We start from the raw sequence: 15,693 nt of genomic DNA, 5'->3' as shown, positions 1-15,693 counted from the left end.
AACTTAAGGGTACGGTAACTTTATGCAAATTGGAGTCCTATTTTCTTTACGCTTTGCTAGGCAAACCTGTTTTTTTGTCGGGATTGAACCGCTTTTGGATAAGAAGGTAGATTTAGCCAGTCTGTTAAAAATGATCATTATCCATGACCTTGTTGAAGCAGAAGCGGGAGACGTCTCCGTATTGGATCAGATCCGCAATCCGGAGATCAGAAAGATCAAACAGCAAAATGAAGAACAGGCCATTCTCAAGATCAGGCAAATGCTGGCAACAAGTAACGGACAGGAGATCTATGATCTTTTCTATGAATTTGAAGAGAAGAAAACCTTTGAAGCCAAGGTCGCCAATGCCATTGACAAGTTAGAGGTACAGCTACAGCACAATCATGCCGATATTTCTACCTGGGAAGAAGTTGAGTATGATCTTTCTTTTGTAATGGGCAAACATGTCCAATTTGACAAGACCTTTGTCCTGTTAAAGGATTTAATCGAGCAGCAGGCTTCGCAGAAATTGGAAGAGGCCGGGTTGAATGTTTCGGAGATTCGTGAGCGTGCAATTTCGACTTTTAGCTAGGAGAGGTTCTACTGGCGGAGAAGTATTTTTCACTTCTAATTACAGCTATGTAGTAATTAACATAAATGCAATTGATTCTGACGGTAAACAAATTATTTTTAGATTATGGTATGGTTGTGACGAAGATAAAAATATTTAGATCTCAGGTATAGAGAGATGGAAAAATATATATACAGCTCAAACAAAGTTGCTTGATCAAAAATAAGGGCAAGTACGTATTTCTCTTAGGCCCAGCTTTTGCTAGATACATAAGAAAAGAAGTAGAACTCTCAATCTGTCAATACTCTGTTCAATAGTCGACATCTAGTTGTTTTATGATATTCTAAGCAAAGGTCGCGCTAATCGGATCTTTTCATTATCGTTCACTAATAGACTTACCCAATAGATTAGAAATATTAGGCATATTTTCTAAAAGCCAGCATGGTTGATCCGATAGGGGGAGAAACTCCCTTATGTTTCCATTTAGGATAAATATAAGATCTCGGTGTTCCATTTCCGATGTATCAATTATCTTTAAGCTATCAAAGATAAGGAAGCGTCTGTCTACTTGGTGTAAGTTCCCAAAATAGTTGTCTCTCAAAGTCAGGGGATCAACATTGTGACCACCTTCTTTTGCCCTTATAAGTACACGGTCGGATGAGATATCAACATTATCCAGACCGAAGAAAACCATATGTAAATAATATCCAGCATCCTTAAATCTCTGCAAAGGCTCCCAACTATTATCCTGAGAAAAATGACCTTCATAAGCGAAGTCAATACTATTGGAAATAGCATTATTTACTAATGATTCGAAAGTAGAATCGACAAAATCTGACGCTTGTGAATTCAATTCTCTTTGAACTCGGATACCAGACCTCCATAATTCCGACCTTTTTTGGAGGTAGAGTTTGTCACCATCGAAAACATTTTGTAAATGCGGAGGAAAATATATTGGGCCAATTGTAGACTTTCCTGCACCGTTAGATCCAGTGATGACGAATAACTCAGGCATTATATGAGATTAAATCGACGTCTAAGATTTAGAGCTTCTGATTTATCCAGAACTTCCAGCGTTTCAAAATCGTTGCCTTGGGAAGATTGTTTTACGAGATGAATATTGCCATTTGGATATTCAATGTAACATAACTTTTCTTCCATTCCTTTAACGTTGATCATAAACGGTAAACCGTTTTCCAATCTCTTTAATCTTAGCGCTCTTACTGCTACAGTACCGCTCTTTACCTGTTCGCGTAGCGATATTACAGTCATACCTAAAAAATAGTTGATATACCAAAGATAAAAAAATGTTTTAAGGTATTATCTATGAATTTTTAACATAATCATTTCTTTAGTGTTTTCTGACCTCTTTCAGATGCCAGCGCAATTCCTCAGGAACTAAATCAAAGGCAAAGCCAGAGATCCCAAAATCTTTTGAGAATAGCTCCTTATTGTTATGACAAACTGTTATTTGATCCCAATAAGCCAGGAAGAAATCTCCTTCCTGAATAAAGTCCATCCAACCATCTGCTTTAATTAGTGCTTGTTTGTTGGTCAATCTAATACCCGAATAATTTTCTAGATTACCATCCAAAAACATTCCATTATGTCCCTCGATACAGGATTTCGACCAGTCGAAATCAAATTTGATGCTCATGCCCAATGGACTATTTAGTTCATCAACAAGTTGGATTTGCACTAGTTCCCTTAACTTTGGTCCCATAGTACATGAAAATCCATATTTATCCCAATTACTTTGCATACATCCCGGATTTACTCTTTGTTCAATGCTCTTTTTGATCTAAACATAACATAGCCAATCAATGGAAATACGCCGGAAAGAATAACATAAATGCATTGAGCTTGGAAACCGTAGTTGAGATTTAATAAAAAAGGTATTTTCTCAATAAGATCACCGATTAAAATTTCATAGCATATATAATAAGCTTCTAAGATAATCCACACGATTGTAATTCCGATATTTTTATTAAACTGATAATTTCCTGTGATGAGTACACACGATACAAGTATGATCAACCCAATCAATGCTGTCCAGAATATTGAGATTGCATTTCTATTTCTTTGCGCCTGTAAGTATCCTGCATAAATAAGTCCTGCAACTTGCAATCCAAAAATAATCAAGTTAAAATCTAAACTCCCCGTAAAATACCTCAGCCAATCCCCGTCTGTGAATGCTGCATAAAATGTCAAAGCCATAAAACAGAGATGCACAAATAGGGGAGCGTTAATTCTCTTCATTATCTATATTACGTTTGTAGAATCTCAATGTTTTTATCGCTTTAAGAAGATCCTCTTCTGTTTGCGCTTTTAGATCTGCTCCACAGAGATTAAATCGGACTTTTGAAGAGTCTCCCCATAGGCTACCGATGTATATCCCAGTCGTACCTTTCCCGGATATCCTAGGAAATACGATTTTGGCCCTTCTGTTATCGATGGTATCCCAGGATACATTTTGTTTTCTATACAAATCGGCATCAATATTCATCGACATGATATCTTTTACAACAACGAAACGCGAAGAGTCTAGATCGTTTTCCTCCATCATTTGTCTGGTGATAACTTCTATGTTAGGTTCAGTCAGGGTATTTGAATACATACCCAGATCAAAGTAAAGCGTATCCGTGTTGTCTACAGCAATAGCGCCTATATAACTGTCTATTCCGTTTTGTTTGACCTGCTGCCATTTATAAGGAACTTCAAGCGTAAATAGACCAAAATCCATTGTCTTTGTGCGCGATGGATCTATGCACCCAACAATGAGGATAGTAAGGGCAGAAATGTGGAATAGTTTTATGAACTGTTTCATACTATGGCTTATGCTTTGAATCTACGAAATCTGGCTGAAGAATACAAGAAGTCAATTCAATGCCAGTCGTAATAACAGAAGCGACATTGTTTTTCGGTGGGAGTCCTTGCCAACTTTCCACAATTAGGACAATAATTAAAAAATATTTCTGAAATATGATCCCGTATAATACGTCTATCTGTATTTTTATTAAATTTTTCTAGACCATTATCTAATAAACTTAATGCACTTTTATCTTTGGTCAGCCAGCCAACTTTAAAGTAGACTCTTTTTATTTTATCAATATCTTCATTTTGATCTATTTTTAAAAGTGAATGCGCATGTTTATAAGCACGCTTTTCTTTTGGGGACATCAAATGAAGGTAATGGTTTATGATGTAATCTTATTTATCTTTTTCCATAACTATAATGGCTAAGTTTTCTTTTTCCAACTTGAAAAAATGCGATTTACAACTGATATTAGAGCCGTACATGCCCAAATAATTAATGAGTAAAATAGTACAATTAATGATGCTCCACCTTGAAAATTCGCGGGATCTATATATAGAAAAATATTAAGTGCAAGGCTAATGGACACAATACATATCAGTCGAACTTTTTCACTTCTGCCGCCAATTACAAACCTATAGATGATATAGCAAAATAGCAGTATATACAGCGCGTATACCATTGTGAATTCATGATCTATGGGAAACATATTCGCTATTATTTAGTTGTTCTTGTACCATTTTCTAATGTTAGATTACCAGCATCAAACAACAACGGGTAGGTGTATCCGCATTTTACAGCACGTCCATTCTGGTATCCAGGTTTCCAGGGACTGGATTTTTTGATCAATTCTATTAGTGCTTCACCAGTTTGATAACCAACATCTTTGGCTATCCGGAAATTACGGAGCTTACCATCTTCTCCAACCGTAAAATTGATGATCAGTTTACCATTTACTTTTGCCTTCATGGCAGCCGTTGGCACTTTATAATGACTGATAATCCAATTTTTGAACCCAACTGAGCCATCAGGGGGCTCAGGAAATACCTCGTTCATTTCTCGAGGAGATTCGATGATTGTATTTTTATTTACTCCTTTCGATTTTGCCCGTTTCTTTTTAAGGAAATCCTTTGTACAGATAAAGATAACATCATTTGGGTTACAACCGATCTGTCCTTTGTTTTTTATGTAATCGAGCGAAACAATTTGACTTTTGATTTCGACCAGTTTTTGATTGAGTTTGTCTTTTTCATCTACTGAATATCGCGTCGCATCAATGACAAAACTAGTCTTTGGATCAGCGTGCAAGAAATCAACCAATGATTGATGATTGATTAAAACTGAATTTCTACGAATGGAATCCAAAATAAGGGATTGACCAAAAGCCTGCGATAACAGGCCTAGTGATAAAATACATATAAATGATAACTTACGAACCCAGGAAATTCCCATTGTATTAATATATAACTCAGTAGCTAATTTACATATCTATTTTGTATCTTGATACAAAATGATTAATCTAGTTATCAGGAAGGTATTGAATGATTATGTTGCTTCAGATCTGATGCAAATTCTTATTTTTACTCATATTTGAAGCTTTATATGAAGCCATTATTAGAAATAGATATTTTTATTTTTGATACATTAACAGGTATTTTATTTGATAAGGTGCCCGGGTACAAGGACGTTGTTGATATGAGAGAGGATAGTCGTTTCTCAGATCGTTTGACGTATTCTTTTATGAATGAATTTGCGGTATATCTCGGTGGCCAGATCATAGCTGATCGCACAAGCTCTTTTGTTGAAAGTTCCTTTGATTATATCAATTATATTGGGCAAAGCCACAACTGTGAAATCATCAATATCGTACATGTCGGTATCCTCGAAATATTATACACGGAGGAGGGAGTTGATCGGGAATGGGTCAAGATGAATCTGAGCGAGAAGTTACAGCCTTATTTTGAAGCCTGGTCAAAATATTACAGGTAAGACATTATATTATATTAAACCAGCAATTTTTATCACCCTTAAAATGTTATGAGAAAAGTAGTATTTAAAGACATAGATGAGAAAACAAAAAAAATTATGCTTTGTCAGGCAAAAGGGGGAGTTTATCTTTTTGGATATTACAGCTTACAGGACAGTTCTGCAGATTGGGATCACTTCTTTTGCACTATGGAAGACGCGATTGAATCTTGCTTTGAGGAGTATGCTATTAATGAAGAGGATTGGATAATAATTGCCGACCAACCTAAAAATTGCCAACAGGACTTTATTATTCCAACAAGGATAAAAGGCAGAGAAGTCGGAAATCCTGTGTTTGGACATCTACAACGATTTGTTAGAGGACAGTGGGTTGGCTATGAAATATCAGAGAAATGTATAAGTTTTGATGGACTTACAGGTGACCAGAGATTATTGACCACCGGACTTGTATTTGAGTATGAGAAGGCTTTAATTGAAGATAAGGCAAAAGCGATAAAAATTTTGAAAGCATTAAACTTTGATAAACCTTCGACTGACCAAATTATTACATAAATAAAAATGCTTGTAATGTGAAAATTGAGAAATTAAGTTATTTTAATACTCCCCAACATTCCGCCACAGTACAATATCAAAGTCAGTCAACAGCTGACAAATTTTACCGTCATTGTCCCTTCCAATGTAAGTGGCATAAAAACCATCTCCATACCCCGTGGAGAAAAAGACGGCATTTTGATTTTGAAAATCATAATTTAAATAATCCTTGAATTTTTCGGAGAATATATTGTCCCAATTTTTATCAAGAATATCATTTAAGCTATTCCTTGCTACTTGATCGACGAAAAGACCTAGTCCTGCATCTACTCCATATCCATATATTTCTTTGGATTTGATGGGAATTGGAGTCTGTCCCGGTAATAACGCAAACTCCCATTTACGGATAGGCTTATCTGAGAATTTTATTCGTGCAAATGCGATCCGTCTATCCTTATTAGCGTTGATATTTGCCATTGCCAATTCAACTGGAAACTCACCAACAGGAAAATTCTCATTAAAAGCTATCGCATCACTTAAGGTAACGGGGTCAGTGGCGACAATCTGGCCTGACAATACCTTTAGATTTCCTACAGCTATCTTATCAAAGGTAATTTCCGTGCCAAATTGCGCTACTTTTGTGCCCTTCACGAAACTCCCCTCAAACAACTGTGGGAATGCCAGTGATGTGTCCTTAATGGTTATTTTCGGTATGGTATCTGTCAGATCAAATTCGGCTGTTGGTACAATGATATCGTTATTATTACTTGGAACTTTGTTCTCCGAAGTACATGAAAATAGCACCACGGCCATTATACATATCGCTATTGTTCTTTTGTGCATATGGAATAATTTTCCTTGTCTAATTCATGACTCTACAGGATGACCTATGTCCTTAAAGAACTTTCGAAGCATTCCATAGGTTGTGTAGTCCGCGACAACCTGATTGGAGCTACCCATTGCATTTCCAATACTTTTCATCGTTAAAACTATACGACCATTTTTCTAAATATTAACAATAAAAATATAAAAAAGGAATAGCAGTAACTAATAAAATTATAACAACTGTTATCAATTAGAATTTTAAGAAATCCGCTGAATTGTCCGTCTTACTTTTGGGCCATACATAAAATCATAATTTCTTTACTTCATTTTTCGTTGCAGTTGACTATGTAAAAATGATGGTAAAACTGGTGGTTTCACCATCATTTTTACATAAAGTTATTGAAAGAATCTGTATGAATTACACATTTAAATTAACCGTAATTACCACCAATTCTACTGAAGATTAGTTTTGGCTGCCACATTAAATCCTCTCCTAAAGTCATTCTTATCGCAGTTGTATTTTGTGTTTCAAAACCAATCTCAGACAAAAATTGAAGGCCGATGGTGTTATCCTTTGGTAAAACAGCTGAATCTATTGTGGAATATTTAAGTGCCATTAATCCTAAGCCTGCTTGTTCAGTCTTAGCATAAATCGGTCCATGCCCAAGCTTTGGAAGATAATAACCTTCAACCAGCTCGTCTTGTTCAAAAACTATGGCCTGTTTAAGATGACTTTTGATCAACGACTGTCGATTCTCACCAGTTATCTCCTGATCCAGTTTAATAATTTGTTGATAAAATGCAGGTTTGGCAGGCTTCAATTGCCCAGCTAAAGTTTTCGGTAACCAATTTTGCTCTCTTTTCAGAAAATGATAAGAACTCACTACTCGAAAGCCAGCTTTTTTATAAACCGGAACTCCTAGATCTGTTGCGATCAGATTTATGGACAATACCCCCTTATTAGTTGCCGAATCTACTAGATATTTTACAATCTGATAGCCAATTCCTCTACCACGGTAGGATTCGTCAACAATGATGTGCGCTAACCAAGCCGAATTTTTATGTAAAATCAAAGCACCAATACCGATAATTTTGTTTTGCTCGACAACTTTGACAGGTTCACAAAAAGATTGAAGACAATATTCCATCAGTGATACAGTGATATCTCCCCATCCTTGGGGCTGAATCCGTCTAGTAAAAGGTATGTCTTGTAGGAGCAAAGGTTGTATTTTCATTCGAGTTTCTAATATAGTATAACAATCCTTATTTAGTACTTATTTTAGCGGTTAAATGTCCCGATCCATTTTGCGACCACAAAAATAAAATTTCGCCTTAAGTTATAAAATTTTAAGTTAATCGCCATATTCCTAAATTAACTAGACCTCTCTTGATTCCTCCAATTTCTTTTGTCAATTTGTCGCACATTCTCAACATTTTTAAATTTCTCTAAATAAGATGCCAATAAGAGTAACTCATCGTCGTTGGCGTTCCCTGTGAATTCAGCTATTGGGATTGAATTGCCATAGTTCAACATTGATTTTTCAGCGGTGTCATCTATTATAAGCGTTCTTTCCAATAAGAAGCCCTTTCGTTTTACTTTGGATAACCTTTTTACGTAATAGTATTCATCAGTTACACTTTTCCGTTTTTTTGTCGTGCGAGATCGCCCCCAGATAAACTCAAAATCGATAGCGGTCGGTTTTATTTTACCAACGAGCTCTTCCACATATGCATCATCCGCGGAGCTCCAAATGGCCAATTTAAAATCTTGCGCAACCCGTGATAAAAAATAGTCTAAATTTGGACGGACATATACATAATATACTCCCAACACAAAGTCTTCCTGTTGTATCAGCTTATCTTTTGTTGCGTACAGCAATGTCTCGTCCAGATCCAATACCAAAAGAGTTTTCTTCATATTATTTTTTACAGGTTTATTTGACGGATTTTGACTTTAATATCCAAATTCTTCAAAGTTGGCCCGGCCCATTTCTATCCAACCATCCCAATATAATCGACCAGTAGATCCAGCTCCATCTGGGTCGATTGTATAAAAGTCAGCAATCACTTCAAAATGTTTTCTTGTTTTAGTTTCGTTAAGGAAATGGGTTAAGCATGCCAACATCCTGCTGAATGATGAGAAAATAATTTCGCTCAATCCTTCGAGCTCGCCATCATATTCATGATCGTACACTCTGATCGGATAATCGTTTGTTTCGACGGAGCCTCTCGTATCAAATACCAGTGGTCCAGCATCATTACCTTCACTTGCAAACGGAATCAGGCCAAGGGGGATGAGTTGTTCAGCGATGTACCAGTCAAGATTGGATATTATTTCCGCTAGCGGTTGGGAAGGCAAGGAGTGAGGGAGTCTGGCTATTGAACAGTCACACTCAGCAAAGAAATGACGCTTATGCCATTCAATAAAGCTAACAGGCAACGAAGCACCAAATTCTGATTCGAGCTTTTTATAATCATCATCAGTTAATGATCCGGGGATAAGTTTCCATTCATACCACCCATCTTCGTTTACCTCAGATGCCATCATTTCTTTTGGAACATCTTCTGTGTAAACGGAACTTACATCTCTGGTCAAATACGCATTAAAAAATTGTTCGATCTTGTCGGTCATGTGCAGTCAGTTTCATCGCTTTAAAAGTATCACTTTGCATCTAATATTAAAAAAAGTTTTTGGATTGGTGGATAAATTTAACTCTCTCTTTTAGCATTTTCAATTGAATCTATTTTCTAATTTGGTGAATTGCGTATATTTGAGAGTTATTCGTCCACCAAACTTGTTTTATAAATCTAATAACAAAGAAAAGTGATTAAAGTTATTACAACCGTAATTATCGTACTGCTCTTTATTGCTTGTAGAAACGGACAAAAAAGAGAACACGTTATCCATAAATCACAAAACAAAGAAGATGTCGGCGTAAAAACAGTTAAAAATATTGAAAGAAGCTATGGAAAAAAAATCAATGTTGAAGACTATGTTTTGAGCCAGGACAATGACATGTTTTTTGAACGCATATCAACCATTATAGTATTTGGGAAAACCACAAGCGGCAAACTATTTAAGGGACCTGTTATGTGGTTTAAAAACTATTTTAAGGAAAGGGACGAAAAAAAGAGCAATTTAAGTACTAGTTTTAGGGCGATACTAACTCAACCACAAAAAGAATATACCATTAAAAAAATAGTTGGAGAGGATGGGATTTTTCAACCTGATCAGGATATTCTTTTAGACAGTGTTAAATCTTTGAACTATTTGGTTACCAAATTTTTAGAAAGGGAAGATAAAACGGAAAGACTTTTGATCAAACCAATTTTTTTGAAATCAACCCATATAAAAAATACGATAGGGTATCTTTTTTATTTAAAAGGTTATGTAATGATAGACGATGATTATGAACCTGAAACGTTCTTTGTTCCTATTGGGTAAGTGTACTATCCTGAGTAAAGTTCATCCAACCATCCCTTCAACAAAGGCGACGGTCTTTTCTTTATTACTCACATTAATAGAATGGAGGTAATTTTCGGCGGCACTGGCAATGGTCTTGAAGCAATAGATCCACCAAATATTGATGAGGATCTTTTAGTTGAGATCGCATCTGAGATAGATTCTTATATAATGTAAAGAATCTCTAAATTCGGGAGCCGGCAATAATCCAATGTGGGACAGTCGCCCATTTCAATTACTTAGAAGCATAAAAGTAGAACGAATGAAAAAACGTTATATAGTTACTCCAAAAGATAAAGAAGCAGAAAAATTATTGGATTATGATAAGGCTACAGATATTGACTTAATTGAATTGGTTTTGACAGAGGATCAATTTAATTCATTAAATTGCTACGGTATTTTTTCTAACTTAAATGAAATTCTAGGATGCAGCATTGAAGATTTTGAAGACGAGTCGATCACTGACGAAAGACTGCTTGAGATGGGCTTGAACTACCTAAATGCTATAAATGTGAATGACGAAGTCGCCAGAAAACTACTAGAAAAATTGATTTATTTGTTCCAAGAAGCGAGAATAAGGAAAACAGGTGCTTACTTCTACTTTTGACTATAAAAGCTTAGGCAGTTTGTGCTTATGTTATTATAGAGTTTAGTATAGATATGGACGAAATTTCAGGTAAAGTGAGTCATATGCTTATCTAGCGGTTACGAAGTATAAAATATAGAGCTACCAATCCTAATATAGATAACCAAGATATGAAGATACAATTAACAATGATTGTCCTACTGACGACATTAACATTGCCCAGCTGTGAACAAGATAATGATCATAAATCTGTACATGACTCGGCAGACAGCACTTTTATAAAATCATTGGAAGAAAGGCAATTAGGGGAAAGTAAGTATTCTATTTCTTTACCCACAGATTATCCTATAGGTGAAACCAATGGAGAAGATTTTTCCGTTTACTATTTTAATCCTGCTGACACTACAAATCATACTGGTTTTTCGGGAGGCCTATATTTCGGTAATCATCCTAGCCAATTTCCAGCTAAAAGCAAAAGTTGCGAAACCGAGCATCTGAAAAATGAAATATTTGATCAAGATGTAAGCTGGACCATCTATAACTGTAATGGAGACTATTCAATTCAAAGCATAATCTATAGTAAAAGCGGAGAGGGGTGGAATGAAATGATTCACATGTTTGGCAGTGCAAAATCAACTAAAGATCTGGACAAATTGCTGTTTATTTTTAAGACAATGAAAAAAAAGGAATAATATATACAAGGAACTAAGTCAGTTTTAATAAGAATTGGCGGAAATTGTAAATATATAAGAATTAGAAAGATGAAAATTAACTATTCGTTTGTAGTATTTTTATATGCCTATTTGCATCAAATTGACCTTTCTTTGGACAGAAGTAGGTGGGAACCTCTTGATAATCTGAGGGATTTTTATCGAAGCCAAATTTCTCCTAAAAAAGTTGCAAATTATCTCATTGATAATTTGGGACTAGATGTTAAAAAATTGAATAATTTGATTTTTATTGGTGAAGAGTCTTTGTGCGATAAAATTAAAGATTCATTATTATCTTCCTTCAAGAGAGATGTTATTTTGGAAGACGATAAAGTATACTTTTTATGTCAGAAATTATTGCTTTTGCATAATTTCTTAGAGAATGGCGAGCAGGTGCATAGATTAGAAATTGAGAAATTAAGGATAGAGTTTTCTAAGCTGAATTATGGTACCATCATGTTTAAACTTATCAAAAAGGATCGTTTAAAGGCAAATAGTATTGAACATTTTTTACAAAATGAAATATTGAGCACAATTAAAATTTGTGAGTTTAATAAAGGTTATTTTTAGATCAAAATGGAGATCTAGCCAAACTGCCTCCTTTAAATGTTATAAAGAAGTTTTTTTTAACTTTTTATCCTTTTATTTGGGATAAACGTCCCTTCTCGTTTTCTTACGGTTTCCCGTAACCAACCCTACTTTCAAACCCATACCTTAGCCTTACAAAGTGTGTAATAATCTAGATAGTTAATATTCACAAACATGTTAATTCAAAATAAATAATGTATATTAGGCTTGGGTATTAACCTTGCCCGCTTGGAAGATAGCATGCCATGATAGTAACCACTACCAATTCCATCGAAGGGAGGGAGATTTCACGATATAATGATCCAATAGCGGCCAATGTTGTCATCGGGACCAATATCTTTAGCGATATAGCAGCGAGCTATCTAGATTTCTTTAACCGTCGCTCTACCAGCTACGAGAAGAAGATGCAGGAAATGTTTAAGCCATCACACTTATTTCAATGGAAATTTGGTAAGTTTAGAGCCAATACAACATTAAAAGATGCACCAGTTATTTCTTTGTCAATTTAAAGGAGAAGAGTATTTATCAATCAGCAACTTAGAAGATGTGATGGCTATCGTGGAGCGTTATAAACCAGAAAACTGGAATGAATTTGAAAAATACCTACGACGTAATGATCCTCCAGGCTATAATGAGTATCTTGCTGAATTGTATGATGTAAGCTTGCCGTTCGATAAAAGAAATTTAAAAACATTAATAATAGATCGTTATAAGGATAAGGTTTTTGATGATCGTTTGCTTGAACAATTGAAGCGCCTTCAGTTTCAAAAAATTAGCTTCTCAGAATCCTTACTGGATATTGAGCTGCCTAAGAACTTACTGGAGGTAAGACAACTCTACTGCAGTGGAAAATCGACAAAGGGAACCATCGATTTAAGCAAATATAGTATGCTAGAGGAAATCCATATTTTGGATTTTAATAAGAGCGTTAAATTCGAAAATCACAGTAATTCTGTAAAGTATATTACATTATGGTATTTCAATCCTACAAGCAAATCCATTAAATCGATCGTGAATGCATTCCCAAATGTGGAAGAAATATTCGTCCATCATACTAATGTGCAAAGTTTGGAAGGCATCGAGAAGCTCAAAAATCTAAGAACATTGCACATCGACTATGGAAGAAACTTACAATCTGTCAAGGAGGTAAACCAGTGTGAGTTCATCGAAAAGGTTATTTTTAATAATTGTAGAAAAATAGAAGATTTTGAGCAGATTGAAAACTTTCCAGATCGGACAGTCCTCCATACTAGATTCCCAGGGTAATTTTTAAAAAAATAAGCAATATGTTAGATACAATTTGGGTTTTTCATGGAGAAGGGGGGCGGTTTTCAAGTGGAGTTTTTACTTCAATTGAAAAGGCAGAAATATGGATAAACAGACATAAGTTATCAGGAGTTTTAACAGCATATCCAATTGATGAAGGGGTGTACGACTGGGCATTATTTAATGATTTTTTCAGTGTGAAAAAACAAGCTCAAATGGAAGCTAATTTTATCCAACAATTTACTTCCGCAAGTCAAGATCATTATCATTATGAAAATGGTGCTAAAGATAATTAATCTTCATGTAGTTTTGAATACATCCTGCTTTGGTGGATTGACCAATTATTTCCGGTATTCGCAATACAAATGCTTTGCCACGTGTTTTAAGATTTGTCTAAATTTAACATAAAATAGCAGCGTTAGATGAAGCTTTTAGAATTAATTGATTTTTTTAGGGATGGTGGTTCGTTCAAAGAATTCTGCCATCTGCAGTCATTACATGAGGAATCTGAAGTGATTGAGATTTTTATGGAAATCCCATTGGATATTCATAATGAATTGAGATATTTTGAAATCGAGAAAACTGGAGGGAGTATAGAATATTCAGATAATGGAATAAATTACCATAATTTATTTGATTTTTATTATTTCTTAGATGCCATTGAAGAGGCAAATAATAATCAAAACAGATTCCTTTCTAATGAAGAACTAGCAAAATTACTCTATAATTATGCGATTCATGATGCATAGGGAAATAACTATATCTCACTTCCAAATAAATAGTAGGTCTAATGAATTTAAGTGAAATTAGCCTAAGAGCGAAATTTGTACAAGGTAAAAATTTTAAAGTGTTCAATGAAGAATGGAGTTAATTAACTATTTTTCTGATGCCAACGAGGCAGTTTTGACAACATCATTTGTTTTGAATAAGACGGATCAAATAACTAGGGTGTATCATCATCTAGAGGATGGAATGTGGGAATTTATTAGTGACAGAGCGGTTGAAGAATCGGACTATACAGTTATTTCCATGGAAGAGATATTGAACATAGATGGGGAGCTGTTGTCTCTTTCTGATATGGAGCCCGGCTTTTTTGCTTATAGAAAAGAACCGAGTGGTACTTTTAAGATAAAACCCTCAATCCTATAAAGATTGGGCGTTGTTGTTTTATTTGAGTATCGCCTGCATCTTGCTTTTGGCGAGGAATGCGTCAAACGGTGCAAATACGTGATCCTTTTCACTTTCGGTGAGCTTTTCAATATCCTGAAATCTTTCCACTGTCCTACGGTGTTATTCCGTTGTACCCTACCTTTATGTATTCATATACGGAAATCGCTGCCTGATGTTTATCTACGAACTTGTTCTGGTATATACTTCAGACTTTGCGATTTACTGCGAGTTCAAATTATTCTTTGGATTTGCTATTTTTATTTTAGTACAAAAAAATAGCTATGTCCGAGACATCCAAAATAAACTGGCAAGACTACGAGGCCATTACTAAATACGTATATGAGTCCCTCGGTGCACAATATGGCATCAAGATCTTAGGTTACGGTAATACATGTAAGTTGAGCGGTAAATCTGGTGTAACGCATCAGATTGATGTCTTGACTGAGCAATTTGATGGTAAGAAAAGCATACGCACTGCGATTGAATGTAAATACTGTAAGGAGAAAGCCAATAAGGATATTGTGATGAAACTATCTGAAACTATGCTTGATTTGGGGATAGAAAAAGGAATAATTGTATGCAAATCAGGATTTACCAAAGATACCATCATGTATGCGGAGCATAAGGGTATAAAGCTAGTTAAGCTTTGGGAAGCCGGAGAAAGTGATACGGATTACAAAAAGGACATAGAGTTGGGAACTCTGGATATTCGTCTAAACATTACACGCACTTGTGCTAATATAACCAGTATAACCTTTGGAGATAAAACTATTCAATTTGATCCTTTGATAGGTGCGGCCTATTTATTTAAACTTCGTGATGCTTGTGGAAGAGAAGTTAACTTACAACCATATCTTTTAAAATTCGCTTCTGAGGTTACCAATAGGAGAGAGGTTCTAAAGAATATTACACTTGATTATTTAACGGATAGAAAATTATTCCTGGATGTTGAAAACGGTGTACTAGCCATCGAAAAGTTTTCTGTTACTGGATTTCTAACGATAGATGATCTAAGCACCAAAAAATATTTTACATTGACGGATCAGGTGTGGATGATCATGGAAGAACTTTTTGATAAAAGACGGTTGTCATTATCTAAGAGTGGGTTGATCTGGAGTGATCGTGAAAATGATGATAATATTTGATGAAGTGAAATAGCCTTTTGGAATTAATTATTATTAGGATATAATTTTTGAACAACAT

At 35.2% G+C, this 15,693-nt stretch carries 24 protein-coding genes; 13 read left to right on the top strand and 11 right to left on the bottom strand.

Annotation, left to right across the window (positions count from 1 at the left end; all coding sequences use genetic code 11):
* Positions 1–22: 22 nt before the first annotated feature.
* Positions 23–571: an HD domain-containing protein gene (locus B4A24_RS03975; protein ID WP_293942846.1), complete on the top strand. Its 549-nt coding sequence runs from the start codon at positions 23–25 to the stop codon at positions 569–571.
* 355 nt (positions 572–926) lie between these two features.
* Here B4A24_RS03975 and B4A24_RS03970 read toward each other — a convergent pair whose 3' ends face one another.
* The 7 genes from B4A24_RS03970 to B4A24_RS03940 all read right to left on the bottom strand — a co-directional run bounded on the left by B4A24_RS03970 (position 927) and on the right by B4A24_RS03940 (position 4,817).
* Positions 927–1,565, bottom strand: coding sequence for a zeta toxin family protein (locus tag B4A24_RS03970; RefSeq protein WP_286862472.1), 639 nt, complete (start codon positions 1,563–1,565; stop codon positions 927–929).
* Positions 1,565–1,822 carry a hypothetical protein gene (locus tag B4A24_RS03965; RefSeq protein WP_293942842.1) on the bottom strand — a complete coding sequence of 86 codons (258 nt, stop codon included), beginning with the start codon at positions 1,820–1,822 and terminating at the stop codon, positions 1,565–1,567. Before B4A24_RS03965 ends, B4A24_RS03970 begins: the two co-directional genes overlap by 1 nt.
* A 79-nt stretch (positions 1,823–1,901) precedes the next feature.
* On the bottom strand, positions 1,902–2,312 hold the full coding sequence (locus tag B4A24_RS03960) for a hypothetical protein (protein WP_293942840.1): 411 nt from the start codon (positions 2,310–2,312) through the stop codon (positions 1,902–1,904).
* 11 nt (positions 2,313–2,323) lie between these two features.
* The gene (locus B4A24_RS03955; protein WP_293942838.1) at positions 2,324–2,767 is read right to left on the bottom strand and encodes a hypothetical protein; all 444 of its coding nucleotides are present in this window, start codon (positions 2,765–2,767) and stop codon (positions 2,324–2,326) included.
* Positions 2,768–2,795: 28 nt separating this feature from the next.
* Positions 2,796–3,377 carry a hypothetical protein gene (locus B4A24_RS03950; protein WP_293942834.1) on the bottom strand — a complete coding sequence of 194 codons (582 nt, stop codon included), beginning with the start codon at positions 3,375–3,377 and terminating at the stop codon, positions 2,796–2,798.
* Positions 3,378–3,433: 56 nt separating this feature from the next.
* Positions 3,434–3,730, bottom strand: a complete 297-nt coding sequence (locus B4A24_RS03945) for a hypothetical protein (RefSeq protein WP_293942832.1) — start codon at positions 3,728–3,730, stop codon at positions 3,434–3,436.
* A 352-nt stretch (positions 3,731–4,082) separates the two neighbouring features.
* Positions 4,083–4,817, bottom strand: coding sequence for an energy transducer TonB (locus B4A24_RS03940; RefSeq protein WP_293942830.1), 735 nt, complete (start codon positions 4,815–4,817; stop codon positions 4,083–4,085).
* A 150-nt stretch (positions 4,818–4,967) separates the two neighbouring features.
* On the opposite strand from B4A24_RS03940, the gene B4A24_RS03935 reads away from it, so the two are divergent.
* Together B4A24_RS03935 and B4A24_RS03930 are read left to right on the top strand one after the other, a co-directional pair.
* Entirely contained in the window at positions 4,968–5,354 is a 387-nt protein-coding gene (locus B4A24_RS03935) for a DUF7674 family protein (protein ID WP_293942828.1), read from the top strand.
* 48 nt (positions 5,355–5,402) lie between these two features.
* On the top strand, positions 5,403–5,903 hold the full coding sequence (locus B4A24_RS03930) for a hypothetical protein (protein ID WP_293942826.1): 501 nt from the start codon (positions 5,403–5,405) through the stop codon (positions 5,901–5,903).
* 42 nt (positions 5,904–5,945) lie between these two features.
* Here the strand turns inward: B4A24_RS03930 and B4A24_RS03925 are convergent, their stop codons facing one another.
* From B4A24_RS03925 to B4A24_RS03910, 4 genes are all read right to left on the bottom strand, one after another.
* The gene (locus B4A24_RS03925; protein WP_293942824.1) at positions 5,946–6,725 is read right to left on the bottom strand and encodes a DUF4241 domain-containing protein; all 780 of its coding nucleotides are present in this window, start codon (positions 6,723–6,725) and stop codon (positions 5,946–5,948) included.
* A gap of 413 nt (positions 6,726–7,138) precedes the next feature.
* On the bottom strand, positions 7,139–7,942 hold the full coding sequence (locus B4A24_RS03920; RefSeq protein ID WP_293942822.1) for a GNAT family N-acetyltransferase: 804 nt from the start codon (positions 7,940–7,942) through the stop codon (positions 7,139–7,141).
* Between the two features lie 137 nt (positions 7,943–8,079).
* On the bottom strand, positions 8,080–8,625 hold the full coding sequence (locus B4A24_RS03915; RefSeq protein ID WP_293942820.1) for an HAD family hydrolase: 546 nt from the start codon (positions 8,623–8,625) through the stop codon (positions 8,080–8,082).
* Between the two features lie 36 nt (positions 8,626–8,661).
* Entirely contained in the window at positions 8,662–9,339 is a 678-nt protein-coding gene (locus tag B4A24_RS03910; RefSeq protein WP_293942818.1) for an SMI1/KNR4 family protein, read from the bottom strand.
* 192 nt (positions 9,340–9,531) lie between these two features.
* On the opposite strand from B4A24_RS03910, the gene B4A24_RS03905 reads away from it, so the two are divergent.
* The 10 genes from B4A24_RS03905 (at position 9,532) to B4A24_RS03860 (ending at position 15,635) form a co-directional block, all read left to right on the top strand.
* Positions 9,532–10,152 (top strand): hypothetical protein, encoded by a 621-nt coding sequence (locus B4A24_RS03905; protein ID WP_293942816.1) that lies wholly within the window; start codon positions 9,532–9,534, stop codon positions 10,150–10,152.
* Positions 10,153–10,432: 280 nt separating this feature from the next.
* Complete coding sequence (locus B4A24_RS03900) at positions 10,433–10,777, top strand: hypothetical protein (RefSeq protein WP_293942814.1); 345 nt, start codon at positions 10,433–10,435, stop codon at positions 10,775–10,777.
* A gap of 149 nt (positions 10,778–10,926) precedes the next feature.
* Complete coding sequence (locus B4A24_RS03895) at positions 10,927–11,448, top strand: hypothetical protein (RefSeq protein WP_293942812.1); 522 nt, start codon at positions 10,927–10,929, stop codon at positions 11,446–11,448.
* A 69-nt stretch (positions 11,449–11,517) separates the two neighbouring features.
* A complete protein-coding gene (locus tag B4A24_RS03890) occupies positions 11,518–12,036 on the top strand; it encodes a hypothetical protein (RefSeq protein ID WP_293942810.1) in 519 nt (172 codons plus the stop codon).
* Positions 12,037–12,299: 263 nt separating this feature from the next.
* A complete protein-coding gene (locus tag B4A24_RS03885; protein ID WP_293942808.1) occupies positions 12,300–12,563 on the top strand; it encodes a heavy metal-binding domain-containing protein in 264 nt (87 codons plus the stop codon).
* Complete coding sequence (locus B4A24_RS03880; protein WP_293942807.1) at positions 12,535–13,320, top strand: hypothetical protein; 786 nt, start codon at positions 12,535–12,537, stop codon at positions 13,318–13,320. The genes B4A24_RS03885 and B4A24_RS03880 overlap by 29 nt, the downstream gene beginning before the upstream one ends.
* Before the next feature lie 20 nt (positions 13,321–13,340).
* Positions 13,341–13,616, top strand: a complete 276-nt coding sequence (locus B4A24_RS03875; RefSeq protein WP_293942805.1) for a DUF7710 domain-containing protein — start codon at positions 13,341–13,343, stop codon at positions 13,614–13,616.
* A gap of 126 nt (positions 13,617–13,742) precedes the next feature.
* Positions 13,743–14,069, top strand: a complete 327-nt coding sequence (locus B4A24_RS03870) for a hypothetical protein (RefSeq protein ID WP_293942803.1) — start codon at positions 13,743–13,745, stop codon at positions 14,067–14,069.
* Positions 14,070–14,181: 112 nt separating this feature from the next.
* Positions 14,182–14,469: a hypothetical protein gene (locus B4A24_RS03865; RefSeq protein ID WP_293942801.1), complete on the top strand. Its 288-nt coding sequence runs from the start codon at positions 14,182–14,184 to the stop codon at positions 14,467–14,469.
* Between the two features lie 302 nt (positions 14,470–14,771).
* A complete protein-coding gene (locus tag B4A24_RS03860; RefSeq protein ID WP_293942799.1) occupies positions 14,772–15,635 on the top strand; it encodes a restriction endonuclease in 864 nt (287 codons plus the stop codon).
* The last annotated feature ends 58 nt before the right edge of the window (positions 15,636–15,693 follow it).

This window comes from Sphingobacterium sp. UBA7249 (assembly GCF_002472835.1).
Taxonomy (GTDB): domain Bacteria; phylum Bacteroidota; class Bacteroidia; order Sphingobacteriales; family Sphingobacteriaceae; genus Sphingobacterium; species Sphingobacterium prati.
This window is presented reverse-complemented; position numbering and strand designations above follow the sequence as displayed.

What these genes read in the sequence shown, in the direction of transcription:
- B4A24_RS03975 (WP_293942846.1), top strand. Translation starts at nt 23, where the DNA reads ATGCAAATTGGAGTCCTATTTTCTTTACGCTTTGCTAGGCAAACCTGT.
- B4A24_RS03970 (WP_286862472.1), bottom strand. Translation starts at nt 1,565, where the DNA reads ATGCCTGAGTTATTCGTCATCACTGGATCTAACGGTGCAGGAAAGTCT.
- B4A24_RS03965 (WP_293942842.1), bottom strand. Translation starts at nt 1,822, where the DNA reads ATGACTGTAATATCGCTACGCGAACAGGTAAAGAGCGGTACTGTAGCA.
- B4A24_RS03960 (WP_293942840.1), bottom strand. Translation starts at nt 2,312, where the DNA reads ATGCAAAGTAATTGGGATAAATATGGATTTTCATGTACTATGGGACCA.
- B4A24_RS03955 (WP_293942838.1), bottom strand. Translation starts at nt 2,767, where the DNA reads ATGGCTTTGACATTTTATGCAGCATTCACAGACGGGGATTGGCTGAGG.
- B4A24_RS03950 (WP_293942834.1), bottom strand. Translation starts at nt 3,377, where the DNA reads ATGAAACAGTTCATAAAACTATTCCACATTTCTGCCCTTACTATCCTC.
- B4A24_RS03945 (WP_293942832.1), bottom strand. Translation starts at nt 3,730, where the DNA reads ATGTCCCCAAAAGAAAAGCGTGCTTATAAACATGCGCATTCACTTTTA.
- B4A24_RS03940 (WP_293942830.1), bottom strand. Translation starts at nt 4,817, where the DNA reads ATGGGAATTTCCTGGGTTCGTAAGTTATCATTTATATGTATTTTATCA.
- B4A24_RS03935 (WP_293942828.1), top strand. Translation starts at nt 4,968, where the DNA reads ATGAAGCCATTATTAGAAATAGATATTTTTATTTTTGATACATTAACA.
- B4A24_RS03930 (WP_293942826.1), top strand. Translation starts at nt 5,403, where the DNA reads ATGAGAAAAGTAGTATTTAAAGACATAGATGAGAAAACAAAAAAAATT.
- B4A24_RS03925 (WP_293942824.1), bottom strand. Translation starts at nt 6,725, where the DNA reads ATGCACAAAAGAACAATAGCGATATGTATAATGGCCGTGGTGCTATTT.
- B4A24_RS03920 (WP_293942822.1), bottom strand. Translation starts at nt 7,942, where the DNA reads ATGAAAATACAACCTTTGCTCCTACAAGACATACCTTTTACTAGACGG.
- B4A24_RS03915 (WP_293942820.1), bottom strand. Translation starts at nt 8,625, where the DNA reads ATGAAGAAAACTCTTTTGGTATTGGATCTGGACGAGACATTGCTGTAC.
- B4A24_RS03910 (WP_293942818.1), bottom strand. Translation starts at nt 9,339, where the DNA reads ATGACCGACAAGATCGAACAATTTTTTAATGCGTATTTGACCAGAGAT.
- B4A24_RS03900 (WP_293942814.1), top strand. Translation starts at nt 10,433, where the DNA reads ATGAAAAAACGTTATATAGTTACTCCAAAAGATAAAGAAGCAGAAAAA.
- B4A24_RS03895 (WP_293942812.1), top strand. Translation starts at nt 10,927, where the DNA reads ATGAAGATACAATTAACAATGATTGTCCTACTGACGACATTAACATTG.
- B4A24_RS03890 (WP_293942810.1), top strand. Translation starts at nt 11,518, where the DNA reads ATGAAAATTAACTATTCGTTTGTAGTATTTTTATATGCCTATTTGCAT.
- B4A24_RS03885 (WP_293942808.1), top strand. Translation starts at nt 12,300, where the DNA reads ATGATAGTAACCACTACCAATTCCATCGAAGGGAGGGAGATTTCACGA.
- B4A24_RS03880 (WP_293942807.1), top strand. Translation starts at nt 12,535, where the DNA reads ATGCACCAGTTATTTCTTTGTCAATTTAAAGGAGAAGAGTATTTATCA.
- B4A24_RS03875 (WP_293942805.1), top strand. Translation starts at nt 13,341, where the DNA reads ATGTTAGATACAATTTGGGTTTTTCATGGAGAAGGGGGGCGGTTTTCA.
- B4A24_RS03870 (WP_293942803.1), top strand. Translation starts at nt 13,743, where the DNA reads ATGAAGCTTTTAGAATTAATTGATTTTTTTAGGGATGGTGGTTCGTTC.
- B4A24_RS03865 (WP_293942801.1), top strand. Translation starts at nt 14,182, where the DNA reads ATGGAGTTAATTAACTATTTTTCTGATGCCAACGAGGCAGTTTTGACA.
- B4A24_RS03860 (WP_293942799.1), top strand. Translation starts at nt 14,772, where the DNA reads ATGTCCGAGACATCCAAAATAAACTGGCAAGACTACGAGGCCATTACT.